The sequence below is a fragment of the Nocardia sp. NPDC004568 genome (genome assembly GCF_040609955.1).
Classification (GTDB): Bacteria; Actinomycetota; Actinomycetes; order Mycobacteriales; family Mycobacteriaceae; genus Nocardia.
This window is the reverse complement of sequence record NZ_JBEXLL010000018.1, coordinates 76,106-89,810: the sequence shown is the minus strand read 5'-3', so window position 1 is coordinate 89,810 and position 13,705 is coordinate 76,106. Positions and strand designations below refer to the sequence as shown.

Below are 13,705 nucleotides of genomic sequence, written 5' to 3'. Positions count from 1 at the left end.
CGACGTCGTGACATGGTGTGATCGTCTCCTTCTGCACCCATTCTGGTGCATCAGAACTCTCACAACCGCTGGACCCACCCACAGGGCTCCAGTCAGGGCCTCGACTACGCGCACCGCAGGCGCCTCCTGCATCGCGACGTCAAACCTGCGAACTTCCTACTCTCCAACGCACCCGACGACGACGAGGAACGGGTGCTGCTCACCGATTTCGGAGTCGCCAAATCGGTCGAGGACAGCCGGAATCTGACAGCCACCGGAAAGTTCATGGCGACAGTGGCCTATGCGTCACCGGAACAACTACTCGGCCACCACCTCGACCACCGCTCCGATATCTACAGTCTCGGCTGCTCGTTCTACCGGTTGCTGGCCGGCCGGAATCCGTACCCCTCCACTGTCCCGGCAGTGGTCATGATGGGGCATCTGAACGAGCCGCCACCTCGGATATCGGCGGTCCGGCCGGACCTGCCCCAGGCCCTCGATCACGTGTTCGCCCGCGTGCTGGCCAAGAACCCCGGCGACCGGTACGGCACCTGCCGCGAACTGGTCGCCGACGCGGAGGGGGCCTTCGCCGGTAGTGGTCGTTTCGTCGTCTCCGTGGACGGGTTCGGAGCGACCACACCGGTGGTGCCCGCGCCGCAGGCAGCTCACACCGCGTACCGGCCCACCGGCGGTCCGCACCTGCCGCCCGGGCAGGAGACCGTCGTGACGGAGCCCCGCGCCGGCTACGCAGCAGGGTTCCCCGACTCGAATCCCAAAGGCGGCCGGTGGCGCCGAATCCTGCTTTCGGCTGCAGGTGCCGTCGTCGTGCTCCTGGCCGTGGCGGTCGGGACCTATTTCCTCTCCGATGCGGGACCCGGCTCGGCCGACGGGCCCGACCTGGCGCAGATACGCTCCGACCACCCGCAGTTCTCGGGTAAGACCGTCGCCGCATTCAACTACGGGAACTCTCTGTTCTCGGCCGCCCTGGACGGGTCACCTCAGGCGAACTTCCTTCGCGACATAGGCTTTCGTTACAGCGACGCCTATCGCCCATATCGGAACGAGGAATCACCGCGCAAATTGTCGTCGACCGGTTTCACCTTGCCGGAGGGACTGGATGTCATCGTGGTCACCCGGTCCGACACCGCCGCCGGGAACGGTGGGCTCGGGGGTCTGCCTGTCGCATTCTTGAACGCGACAGCGAAAATCGTCGTCCTCGACGATATATCCGCCGTTCAGGCGTTCCAGGTATGGACCGATCAGTCACCGGGCACGCTGACCGACGAGATGGTGCCCGCCATAGCCGAGGTCGTGGGTTGATCACGAGGGGGGGACCGATGAGGACGTTACCGAGGCGCCTGAATTATGCCGTGGGCGTAGTGGCCACGGTGCTGGCGGCGAGTTGCGGCACCGGCGCGGACGGCGCGGATCCCGCCGTGGACCTCGCCGCGTTGCAGAGCGGCAATTACCGCACGACACCGCGGTCGCCGGAGGAGGTGCGCACGTCGGCGACCATCGATATCCAGGAAGCGTTACGGCTGGGCGAACACGTGCCGCTGATCATGGAGACCAACCCGAAGATGGTCTTCACCCGGGTCGCCCATCAGCAGCGGATGTTCACCCGCACCGACCCTCCACGGATGGTGGACAACTTCTCCACTGTTGCACCCGGATTCATCGCCGGCTGGGAGACGATAGGACAGCGGCGGGAAGACGAACTCCACGGACGTTCCGTCGACCTCACCGTCATGCGGTTCTCGACACCGGAGTCGGCGGCGCAGGCGGCCCGGGCAGTCGCCGACGGCTTGTGGCACAGCCGGTACCCGCCCGTCGGGACCATCCCGATTCCCGGCTACTCCGAGGCGTTCGGACAGGCTCGCGCCCACGGCGCGATTTCGGCGGCCGTCGCTCGAAACGAATTCGTCCTGTGGGTTTATATCGGCGGTGGCGTCGATATTCCCCCGGACCAGATCGCCCTCGCCGGTCTTGCCGCCGAGGTTTTCGATGCACAGTTCGAGAGGCTGCGAGATTACGAACCGACGCCGGAAGCCGAGCTCGCCGATCTACCGGTCGATCGGGACGGGTTACTGAGCTATGCACTACCCGATCCGGGTGGCGCGGCCGAAGCGGTGATGAGCGCGAGGACAGCTCTGCATTTGCTTCAGCGGCCCGACCTCACGAAGCGCGCATTCGACGATGCGCGGGTCGATCTGGTCGTACACGCGGAACCGGAAATCTATCGAGCGGCCGACAAACGAGCGGCGGACCGCTTACACGCGTATTTCGTCGACGGGCTCGAACCGGAGTATCGGACCGTCGACAGTCCTCCCGGAATGCCGGAGGCCCACTGCGTAGAAGACCCGGATTCGACCGGATCGTTGAAATGTCTTTTCACCGTGGGCCGTTATTCGGTGATCATGGACGGCACTCAGATCCAGGACCTTCATCAGAAGGTGTCGGCGCAGTACATACTGCTCGAACAGGCGCCCTGACAGCGAAAAGGTTGTGCCCCGAGTATTTTTCACTCGGGGCACAACCGGAAAACGATGGGACGAGGAAGTCCGGCATACCGAAACCTCTCGTGCCGCTGTTCACATCCAGCGGGCAGCGTTCGTCTTATCGGTGGTGGTCATATCGATCGCACCGTCCCGGACGATATCGGAAAGCCGCTGCATGATGTCCAGCAGGGCGATATGCGCTTCGTCCCAGCGCTTCTGCTTGGCGCTGTAGGCGACCTGGGCCTCACCGCCCCACTGGGCGACCAGACCGTTGACGTAACCCTGCAGCTCGTCGTGAGTTTCCTGAAGCCGGCCCCGCGAGGTGTTCAGGTCCCCCGACAGCGTCATCAGCTGGGCTTCGGAATAGGAAATCGCATCTGACATTGTGTCTCCTTGTGGCTAGAGTCGGAAGGCGGGACCTAGATATTCAGGCTGGAGCCCGAACCCAGATCTCCGGACGCGCCCGCGGCATTGATGGCGTCCTGGTTCGCCTGCTCGGTCGCCGTGTAGCCCTTACCGTTCTCGCGAATCAGACCGGCGATCTCCACCAGGACGTCGTTCAGCTTCTTCGACTGAAGGTCGTAGTCGTCCATGACCTTCCGGAAGGTGCCGGCAGCGGAGCCCTTCCAGTTCCCCTGTGTGCCCGCAACCAGATTGCGGACATTTCCGAGCTCGCTGGCCAACGCACCGTTCACGGTCTCGACATGCTTGGCCGCTGTCTCCATCGCCGCAAAATCGGTAGTGACTTCGCCCGCCATGGGTCCTCCTTTTCAAGAGTTCGGATCCGGACCCCCTGCGTCCGCAAACGGTCCGAACTTGCCTTCATGATGATTGGACGCGATTCCCGCCCAATCGGTTCCATAGGATTTCGGAAAACGTCCCGACCGGAGTCATGGAGTGACATCCAGCGAGTTCGCGAGGTCTTCACAGATAGGTGTGATCGAGTCCTGCCCCCCTGTCTGGTACTGGCACCCGATACTGATCTGGATGCTGTGCTCGACGATAACATGCCAGTCAACGGTCGATCCGTCCTCCGGATGCTCGGAATATGCCAGGCCGGGACGGCCGGCGAACACCACGTCGCGGCGGATCGCGGACACCGAACCCGCTGGGCGGCGGGCGATCTGAGCTTGCAGGTCGGCGGCGATGCGTTCGTAGCCGACATCGGCCGTCACCGGCTGCTGAGTCACCGTGATCCGGGCGCGCAGACCGGCCTCGGGCACCAGATCCAGACGCTGATCGGACCCGGCCGCGGGGCTCTGGACCCGCCATCCATCCGGGATGGTGAGGCGGAGTGCGCCGAAGGTCACCGGGTCCCGATCGGGCGCGGTGTCCACGCTGTCCGGGACAGGGGTGGTCGACGGCGCGGCGGCCACGGCATCGGAGCCGCCGGATATCCGGGCGATACCGATACCCGCGGCCACCAGGACGGCGACGACGAGTAGGGCCGCGGCCCCGAGATAGAGCGGGGTCCGGGAGCGTGGTGGGCGGGTGGCGGCGGCTCGTTCCCGCAGGGGCTGCAGCCATTCTGATCCGGCGGCGGCCGGGGGTAGGGCGGGGCGGTGATCGCCGGGATCGGTACGGGGAACCCGCACCAGGTCCGTACCGGCCACCACCGCCAATTCGGCGTTACCGCAGTGGTCGGCGACCACCGAACCCACCCGCTCCAGGAAACCCGCGTCGGTGCGACCCACCACGAGCACCGAACTCACCTGACAGCCGTGCAGGAGTCGTTCGAGCAGTGCGTCGAAAACGGCGAGTCCGTCGTCGCCCGCCGCGACCTCGGCGGCAGCCAGTACCGGCTCGTGTTCGCAGAATTCGAGCCGCGGACCGCCCTCCGCCGGTACCACCGTGGAGGCCGTGGTCGACAGCGGTCCGAATTCCAGGACCACGGTGCGTATATCGCGCAGCCGCCCTCCGGCGGCGACGGCCCGGACGGCGATCGTCTCCAGCGTCACGTGACCGCTGTGGTGGCGGGCCGCGGACTCCAGGACGGTCAGCCGGTGCGGATCCCAGTCGGTCGGGTGCACCACGGTGAGCTGCTCACACGGCGTCGGAATGCGCAGCTGGGCGAGCGTATGACCGAACACCGCGCGCAACGCCTCCGCGGGCGTCGGCATCCCCGGGTCGTAGGCGATACGGTCGGCGGTGACCAGCTGCACCGGCGACACCGCGATGGAGGGTGGCGCCAGCGGCTCCCCCACCACCAGGCTGCGGCCGTCACCGGCGGGCACGACCGAAGGGGTGAAATCGGTATGGGTGTTCGCACTCCACGCCCACAGCCGGGTCTCGGTCAGCGCGATCTCGGCCACCGGCATTACTGCGCCGGCATCCACGAGGTCTGGATGAGGTCGTTACCCGAACGCCCGACCAGGGTGCCACGCCCCGGCGGCATGGCGCTGGGCCGGACATTACCGAGCAGGCCGCCCTCTTCCCGGCTGCCGCTCATGATCAGACCGGGGGTGGCCAGGTCGCGCATCCGGGAGATCACCGGCTCGTACATGGCCCGGCCCGCGCCGCCGGAGCGACGCGCGATGATCAGATGCAGGCCGATGTCCTTGGCGTGCGCGAGGTAATCGACGATCTGAGCGAGCGGGTTGCCACTGGATCCGCTGGAGACCAGGTCGTAGTCGTCGACGATCACGAACAGGTCCGGTCCGGTCCACCACGAGCGGTCGCGCAGTTCCTGCGGGGTGACGTTCGGGCCGGGCATCCGGGTCCGCAGCAGGGCGGCCAGGTCACGCATGTTCGTGGTCAGGCCCTCGGCGCCCGTCGCGTAGGCGGCCAAACGGTCGGGGTCGAAGTAGCCGAGCATGGTGCGCCGGAAATCGACCAGAATGAGCGCCGCCTTGTCGCGCGCGTTGGATTCGACGATGCCGCTGACGATATTGCGCAGCAGTGTGGATTTCCCGCATTCGGTATCGCCGAAGATCAGGAAATGCGGGTTGTCGTCGAAATTGAGGAAGACCGGCGCGAGCTCGGATTCGTTGATACCGATGGGGATCGCGACATTGCGCCGGTCCGCCGGGCCCTGCCAGGGACCGATCGCCCGCACGAACTGTTCCCGATCGAGTTGTTCGGGCAGCATCCGGACCTGCGGCGCGGGACGACCGGGAGTCGCCTGCTGCAGTCGAGCGACCGCGTCGGCGACGCCGCGACCGAGATCCTCGGCCTCGGAGGATCCGTCCACCCGGGGCAGCGCGGTGAGCATGTGCAGGCTTTCGGGCGTCATACCGCGGCCCGGCCGGCCCTGCGGAACCAATGCCGCGACCTTGCGGCCGAACTCGGAATCGGCCGGATCGCCGAGGCGCAGTTCCAGCCGGGTGCCGATCTGGTCTTTGAGCTGCGGGCGGGCCTCCATCCAGCGCGAGAGCGCGATGACGACATGCACGCCGTAGGACAGACCCTGGACCGCGAGGTTCATGATCGCCTGCTCCAGTGGCTCGAAATCCTGCCGGATCGAGCCGAAACCGTCGATCACCAGGAAGACGTCACCGAAGGGGTCCTCGTGTGCGCCGGTGGCCGCCTGACTACTCGCCGGGTCGCCGGCACGCAGGCGGCGGAACTCCGACATCGACTCGATACCGAGCTGGCGGAAGCGCAGCTCGCGGGTGCGCACGATGGTGGTCATCTCGGCAATGGTGCGGCGGACCTTGTCGTGCTCCAACCGGCCGGCGACCGAACCGACGTGCGGCAGGCCCTCCAGACTCGCCAGGGTACCGCCGCCGAAGTCGAGGCAGTAGAACTGCACCTGTTCGGCGGTGTGGGTCAGCGACATCGCCATGATCAGCGTACGCAGCATGGTCGATTTACCCGACTGCGGGCCGCCGACCACGGCCACATTGCCGCGGGCACCGGACAGATCCACCACCAGGGGATCGCGGCGCTGGTCGTAGGGGCGGTCGACGATACCGATCGGCGCGCGCAGACCGGCCTGCGCGTTGTATTCGCCGGTGAGGATCGAGCGGGGGATGAGCTCGTCCAGTGACGGGGCGGCGTCCAGGGGCGGCAGCCAGATCTCGTGGGCGGGCCGGCCGTGGCCGCGGATCCGGGCCACCAGCATGCCGATATTGGAGATCTGTTCGCCGTCCTCGACCAGCGGTTCCGGATCGTGGAGCGGTTCGGGGGCCAGCGATACCCGGTCCACCGCCCGGAATTCGACATGTTTGGCGAGGAACGGCCGCGCGGTGATATCGATTTCGCCGGCCCGCGTCGCCACCGCGATATCGCGCTGCGGTCCGCCACCCACATAGGGCCCGGAGACGTAGGAGGCCTGGAAACGCTGGATCTCGCCCGAATCCGATTTCAGATAGCCGCCGCCGGGGTTGTTGGGGAGGTTGTAGGCGTCCGGGACGCCGAGCACCTGACGGGATTCATTGGCGGAGAAGGTCTTCAGGCCGATCCGGTAGGAGAGATGCGATTCCAGGCCCTTGAGTTTGCCCTCTTCCAGCCGCTGCGAGGCCAGCAGCAGGTGAACGTGCAGCGAGCGGCCCAGGCGGCCGATCATCACGAACAGCTCCGCGAAATCCGGGTGCTGGGTGAGTAGTTCGGAGAACTCGTCGAGCACCACGAACAGCGCGGGCAACGGATCGAGATCGGCGCCGGCGGCGCGGGCCTTCTCGTATTCGGAGACATTCGCGAAGTTGCCGGCCTGGCGCAGCACCTCCTGACGGCGGTTCATCTCACCGGCGAGGGCATCGCGCATACGGTCGACGAGGTCGGCTTCCTCTTCCAGGTTGGTGATCACGGCCGCGACATGCGGAACGCCGTCGAGGCCGAGGAAGGTCGCGCCGCCTTTGAAGTCGACCAGGACCAGGTTCAGCTGATCCGGCGAATGGGTGGCCAGCAGACTGAGCACCAGGGTGCGCAGGAATTCGGATTTACCGGAACCGGTGGCGCCGATGCACAGACCGTGCGGGCCCATCCCGGATTCGGCGGCTTCCTTGATATCCAGGACGACCGGCAGTCCGTCGGCGCCGACCCCGAACGGCACCCGCAACCGCTCCCGGCCGTAGCGGGGCCGCCACGCGCTCTCGGGATTGAAGGAACCGATATCGCCCAGGCCCATCAACTGCGCCCAGGTGTTGATGGTCTCCCCCTCGGTGACCTCGACATCGCTGCTGCGCTGGGTGGCCGCCCGGTACGGGGCGAGACGGCGGGCCACCTGCTGGGCCTGTTCCCGGCTGATCCGGTCGATGACCGCGAAGCGCTCCTGATTGCCGGTGGCGCCACGGCCGAGACATTCACCGTTGCGGATGGTCAGGCCGATACCGCGCGAGACCGCGAGGCGCGGCGCGTATCCGCAGAGATCGATGACGGTGACGCCCTCGTACCCGGATTCGCGCAGCTGGTCCTCCTCGGCCTCGAGCAGGCCGCCGTCCACCACGATCACCACGTGCACCATGGCGGCGTTGGTGGGCTGGTTACGGGAGTAGCGGACCCGGTTGCCGAGGACGGGGGCGAGGCCCGTCATCATCTCGCGGATCGAGCCGAAGAACATACGCTGGGTGCCGACGCCGTCCTGGGCGTCCGGGTGCTGGGTATGCGGCAGCCATTTCGTCCATTCCCACTCCGCGCTGGTGTCGGGGCCACAGACGATCGCGGTGAGCACCTGATCCGGGCCGTGGAACATGGCCAGCTGGACCAGCATCGCGCGGACCATGTCCCGGGCCTGGGCCCGGTCGCCGTCGAGGGCGATGGTGGCGAAACCCTTCACCGCGATGGCGGTGGGCAGATCGGGGACCGTGGAATGCGCGCGGACGAAACGGCGCAGCGAGACCGCCGCGATCGGTTCGAGTTCCTCCACCGGTCCGGTCTCCGGGGCGACCAGGCGGGTGGCCAGCCGCTGTCCGCCGATGCCGATGCGGACATGGCAGAAGTCCTTGTCGCTGGGCCGGCGCTCCCACATCCGGGAGGTGCCCGCGAGCATCCAGACCAGACCCGGCTCCGGATGGCTCCACTCCACCGCGGCCCGCTGTTCGGCGGCCGTGACCGCGACGTCCTTGCGGACCTGGTCGAGATAGCGGAGGTAGTCCTTGCGGTCCTCGTTGGCCTCGGCCGCCTTGGCGCCCTTACCGTTGCCCTGGCCGGCGAACATCCCGACCATCGAGACCATCATCATCATCGGGAACATCAGCGACATCGGATTCGACGCGATACCACCCCCCTGGGTGAACATCAGCGCCATCATCCCGACCATGCCGATGATCATCACGACCGGCATGAGCTTGCCCAGCAGATTTCCCGGCGTCACCCGGGGGATTTCGGGGGGCGGCTGCAGAGTGACCTCGCCGCCCGGTGTCCGCGGAACCTCCCGGCGCGCACGCCGCTGAAAACGGACAGTGGTCATCGAACGAGATCCCCCTTGTGGCCATGCGATGTTCGGGCTCAGTGTAGAGGCAGGCACGAACATGTCGTACAGTTCGACCTGCATTCTGCTGGCCGGAACGGGGGCACGCAACCCGCGATCTCCTGGGAGAATGCGGAAAACGAGCAGGGTAGCGAACCAACTTGGGGGAAGCGTGACGCATGCGCGACTGGACCATATGGAGGAAGATTCCTCGCGGGGGATAGTCCGCGCACCGGATCTCACCAGGGTCACCATTCTGGCCAAACACACCCAGGTCGATATGGCCATTCCGGTCGACGTCCCGGTCGCCCTGGTCATCCCGAGTGTGGTCGATATGATCGCCGCGCACAGCAGAACCAACGATTTCGACAACCAGGGCGAACGCTACGAACCCGCGGACTGGGTCCTGGCCCGGATCGGCCAGCCGCCACTGTCGAATTCGCTCAGCCTCGGTGAACAGGGCGTGCGCGACGGCGAGCTGCTGATGCTGGAGAACTCCGCCCACACCGCGCCGACGCCGCTCTTCGACGACATCATGTACAACGTCGCCGTCGCCGACTCCGAGCATTTCCGCGGCTGGAATCCGGATACCGCCCGGATCACCGGATCGGTGCTGGCGGTGCTCACCATGCTGGCGGGTTGCACCGCGCTGCTGGCGTCACCGGATGCGATGCCCGGCTGGATCACCGGCACCATCGCGCTGGGTGTGTCGGTGCTGCTGGTGGTCGCGGCGATGATCCTGAGCCGGGTGTACGGCGATCCCAAGACCGCGCTGGTACTGGGGGGATGCGCACTGCCGCTGGCGTTCACCGGCGGCATGCTGATCGTGCCGGACCACTACGACTGGTCCCATATGCTGCTCGGTTCCACGTTGCTGGGCGCCACGGCGATTCTGGCCTGGCGGGTCACCGGCGTGGGATTGGGGCTGTTCATCGGCGCCGGCACGGTGGCGTTGTTCGCGGTTCCCTCCGCACTGGTCGGGCTGCTCACCGAGCAGCCGATGAAAGCCGTCGGCGCCGTGGTCGCGGCGCTGGGTCTGGCCGCGCTGTCGCTGGCCCCGCGGATCTCCATGATGCTGGCGAAGCTGCCGCTGCCGCCGGTGCCCTCGCCCGGCACCCCGATCGATCCGACCGAAGACGATCCCGACGACCATCGGGCGCTGCCCACTCTGGGTGCCCTGCACGCGAAATCGGCGCGGGCGCGGACCTATCTGAGCGGGCTGGTCTCGGCGACCACACTGGTCACCGTGATCGGCGCCCTGGTGGCGACCGATCCGGCCGGTGGCGGATTCTTCTGGCAGGGCATCGCCCTCGCGCTGGTGTGCGCGGCGGTGCTCATGTTCCGCAGCCGCACCTACGCCGGCGCCGAACAGGCCGTGATCCTGATCGCGGGCGGCGCCGCCATCCTGCTGGCCATGCTGGTGGGGATGGCGTTCGTGACCGATCTGCCGCTGGCCGCGTTCGGCGCCGCCCTGGTCATGCTGATCGCCGCGCTGATCCTCGGCATCATCGTCCCGAACCAGACGGCTACCCCGCCGATGCGGCGGGCCGCCGAACTGATCGAATACGGTTTCGTGGCCGCTGTGCTGCCGCTCGTGTTCTGGGTGACCGACCTCTACTCCCTCGTCCGCGGGCTGTGAACCGGGGCGTCCGCGCCGCGGCGGTCGCCGCGGTGCTCGGGGTGAGCGCGACGCTCGGGCTCGGGTCCCCGGTGGCGTACGCCGACCGGCCGGCACCGGTGGATCCCGGTCAGCTGCCGGCCGGTGATCCGGCGAAACCCACCCAGGCCACCGAGCGCAAGGCGAATACCGCCTGCAACAGCACCGTCTCCGGCGGCGGCGGCCCGACCGTCCCACCCGCGCAGGCCGCCCTCGACCTGCGGCGCGCCTGGCAGTTCTCCGAAGGAGCCGGGCAGGTCGTCGCGGTGATCGATACCGGCGTCGCCCGTCATCCCCGGCTGCCCGGGCTGCGCGCCGGCGGTGACTTCGTGGCCAACAGCGGCGACGGTACGGAGGATTGCGACGCGCACGGGACCATCGTGGCCGGCATCATCGGAGCGAGCCGGGTCCCCGACGAGGGCTTCTCCGGAGTGGCGCCGGCCGCGACCATTCTGACCATCCGCCAGACGAGCGACAAGTACGTCAAAGCGGGCAGCAATGCCACCAAAACGCCCGAAGACCTGTCCAAAGAGGGCTATGGCAATGTCGCCACCATGGCGCAGGCCGTCCGCCGGGCCGCCGATATGGGTGCCACCGTCATCAATATCTCCGAGGTCGCGTGCAGTGCCGCCCCGATCTCCGATGCTTCGCTCGGCGCCGCGCTCGACTACGCCGTCCACCAGAAGAACGTGGTCGTGGTGGCCTCGGCCGGTAACACCGACAACGACAGTTGCAAGGGCAACACCGGTATCCAGGATCCGCTGGATCCGACGGCCGACCCGTGGAGCAATGCGACCGTCAACGTGACGCCCGCACGCTACGACGATCTGGTGCTCTCGGTCGGCTCGATCGACGCGAACGGCGCCCCGTCGGAGTTCACCGTCCCGGGTCCGTGGCTCAGTGTCGCCGCACCGGGGGAGAACATCGTCTCCCTCGATGTGCACAGCGGCGGGGTCATCAACGGGACGGTCGATGCTCAGGGCGGTCAGCAGACCATCAACGGCACCAGTTTCGCGGCCCCCTATGTTTCCGGCGTGGTCGCGCTGGTGCGCTCCCGCTTCCCGGAATTGTCCGCCGTGGAGGTCATGAAACGGATCCAGGCGACAGCGCACGCGCCGGCCGAGGGCTGGAACCCGTATGTGGGCTACGGCGCGATCGACCCGATCGCCGCGCTGACCAACGAGGTGCCCGACGAACTACGGCCGAAGCAGCCGCATCCGGCGGTGAGCAAGCAGCTGGCGCTTCCCGCACCACCCACGCCGCCGGATCACACCGCCCGCAATGTGGCGCTCATCGGCAGCGGAATCATCGGCGGTGGACTGATTCTCGGCTATCTCGCCTCGTTCCCGACCCGCCGGCGCTTCGGTGTCGGCGAAGACGACGCCTGACCGCGAAGTCGGTATTCCGGTTCATTTCGGTCTCGGGCCTCTCGGTGAGCGACTGCCCGGCTCGCGGGACCGGGACGCTGTCGCGGCAGGGCTGCGCGCCGGTATCGCCGAGCGGTGGACGCACCGGCCCAGGCGCATCCGGACCCGCCGGATCGGGTAGGTGGATCCGGTCCGAGCAGACAGCTGACCGGTGAAGAAGTCCCGGCCGGGGCGTGGCGGCCGGACCGCGACGCCGGGACGGATCCCCACCGGCCGCGGGATCGGTGAACCGCCGCTCGAATACCGCAGAGACGGAGATGGCGAACCGGTCCACCGTCGCGGGGCGGTCGGCGGCGGTCACCGCCAGGCGAGTGTGGTCACTTTCCCGTGGCGACCGGCTGCGCGGCCGGTGACGGATCCGGCGCTACTCCGTCGTGCGCGACCAGGGCCTCTTCTCGACCCAGGCTCGGTCCGGAGGCCAGCAGTCCGACGATCGGCCAGGGCGCGGGTTCGGCCTTCTCCGGCATCCCCAGCGCCTTCGCGGCGTCGGCGTTCTCGATGCCGTACCGCACACCGGTATCGGCGATATAGAAGATGCTGTCCTTGCGCCGGCTGTCCGGTTCGATCCCGGTGGTCTGCACATAGGCTCCCGTGCCGGGCGCCAGATAGGCGGAGTCGACGTTCTGACCCGACCCGTCGGCCTGCGCGAGCGGCACCAGTTTCGCCTTGTCCGACATCGGCAGGCTCACCCCGGTGACGAGGGTCAGTTCGGCACGGGTGCCCGTGTTCTCGCCCGCTTCCGGGATCGGCTTCCACGACAGACAGCTCACCGGCTGGTCCTTCGCTTCCAGGATGTCGGGAGCGTTCTGCGGATAGTCACCGACCTGGAGCGCCGCCGAGACGGGGGCGTTGGTGCGTTCGGTCTGGTCGATGGTCTCGTCACGCGAAGTCTGCGGGTTGGAGTTGCGGATGATCTCCGCGGTGAGGGGCGAGATCGCCTGCAAGCCGTCGGCGAGGACGACGTAGTACTCCGTTCCGGAGCTGCCGACCTGCACCACCTCACCGATCCGGTGATCGCTGATCTCGTAGCCGGGGGCGCTGCCGGAGTCGGCGATGGGCGGCGGGATGATCGCCGGTACTTCGGGAACGGCGTTGATCAGTCCCTCGCTCACCGGTCGCGGGGTGGCGCCGGTGATGTTCAGTGCGTCGGTGACCGCACGGTCGGCCATATCGACGCGGGCGCGTTTCCGGTCGTAGATCAGATAGGCGTGGTTCTCCCCCTGCACCAGCAGGGCTTTGTCCACGCCCATGGCATCGGCTTTCGCGCCGAGTTCGAGCTCACCGGCCAGTACCGAGGTCGTCCGGTCCTGGCTGCCGTCGATCTTCATCTCGTCGCAGATCGTCCACTGCCGTCCGGTCCCCGCGGAGTCGAAGTGGATCGAGCCGGGGGCTCCGGGAATACCGATCAGCGGACCCCGGGCCTTCTTACCGATCTCGGCTTCCTTCACGATCGACGCGTCCGGCGCTTCCCCCGCGGCCAACCGGGCCGACGCCAGATTCAGCGCGGGGTGCACCACATCGTTGATCACCACATAGACCGCGCCGGATTCCTTGCCGATCAGGATCTTGTTCTGATCTATCTTGTCCTGGGGCCGGAGCAGGGCCAACACACCACAACCGGCGAGGACGACCACAGCCAGAACCAAACCGACGACATAGGCGCGCACCTGAGAACGCATGGGGTCGTGGAGCATTCGCACGTCCCGCCGCACCAGCGCATGTTCCATCCGGCGGACCAGGAAGTTGTAACCGCTGATCTGCCACCTGGTAGTGGGCTTTGAAGGCATCGTCATTC

Annotated in this window: 9 protein-coding genes; 4 read left to right on the top strand and 5 right to left on the bottom strand. The window is 67.3% G+C overall.

The window, feature by feature from the left end:
- Window positions 1–45: 45 nt before the first annotated feature.
- Both ABZV91_RS11665 and ABZV91_RS11660 read left to right on the top strand, forming a co-directional pair.
- Entirely contained in the window at window positions 46–1,299 is a 1,254-nt protein-coding gene (locus ABZV91_RS11665; RefSeq protein WP_355239131.1) for a serine/threonine-protein kinase, read from the top strand.
- 50 nt (window positions 1,300–1,349) lie between these two features.
- Window positions 1,350–2,471, top strand: coding sequence for a hypothetical protein (locus ABZV91_RS11660; protein WP_355239128.1), 1,122 nt, complete (start codon window positions 1,350–1,352; stop codon window positions 2,469–2,471).
- A 99-nt stretch (window positions 2,472–2,570) separates the two neighbouring features.
- On the opposite strand, the gene ABZV91_RS11655 is transcribed toward ABZV91_RS11660, so the two are convergent.
- The 4 genes from ABZV91_RS11655 to eccCa all read right to left on the bottom strand — a co-directional run bounded on the left by ABZV91_RS11655 (window position 2,571) and on the right by eccCa (window position 8,826).
- Window positions 2,571–2,861, bottom strand: a complete 291-nt coding sequence (locus tag ABZV91_RS11655; RefSeq protein ID WP_355239125.1) for a WXG100 family type VII secretion target — start codon at window positions 2,859–2,861, stop codon at window positions 2,571–2,573.
- Window positions 2,862–2,896: 35 nt separating this feature from the next.
- Complete coding sequence (locus ABZV91_RS11650) at window positions 2,897–3,235, bottom strand: WXG100 family type VII secretion target (RefSeq protein ID WP_355239122.1); 339 nt, start codon at window positions 3,233–3,235, stop codon at window positions 2,897–2,899.
- 132 nt (window positions 3,236–3,367) lie between these two features.
- Complete coding sequence (locus ABZV91_RS11645; protein WP_355239119.1) at window positions 3,368–4,789, bottom strand: type VII secretion-associated protein; 1,422 nt, start codon at window positions 4,787–4,789, stop codon at window positions 3,368–3,370.
- 5 nt (window positions 4,790–4,794) lie between these two features.
- A complete protein-coding gene (gene eccCa, locus ABZV91_RS11640) occupies window positions 4,795–8,826 on the bottom strand; it encodes a type VII secretion protein EccCa (RefSeq protein ID WP_355239116.1) in 4,032 nt (1,343 codons plus the stop codon).
- A gap of 172 nt (window positions 8,827–8,998) precedes the next feature.
- Between eccCa and eccD the strand changes: the two genes are divergently transcribed.
- Entirely contained in the window at window positions 8,999–10,465 is a 1,467-nt protein-coding gene (eccD, locus tag ABZV91_RS11635; RefSeq protein ID WP_355239113.1) for a type VII secretion integral membrane protein EccD, read from the top strand.
- Window positions 10,462–11,871 (top strand): type VII secretion-associated serine protease mycosin, encoded by a 1,410-nt coding sequence (gene mycP, locus ABZV91_RS11630; protein ID WP_355239110.1) that lies wholly within the window; start codon window positions 10,462–10,464, stop codon window positions 11,869–11,871. Before eccD ends, mycP begins: the two co-directional genes overlap by 4 nt.
- Before the next feature lie 356 nt (window positions 11,872–12,227).
- Here mycP and eccB read toward each other — a convergent pair whose 3' ends face one another.
- A complete protein-coding gene (eccB, locus tag ABZV91_RS11625; RefSeq protein ID WP_355239107.1) occupies window positions 12,228–13,703 on the bottom strand; it encodes a type VII secretion protein EccB in 1,476 nt (491 codons plus the stop codon).
- Between the last annotated feature and the right edge of the window lie 2 nt (window positions 13,704–13,705).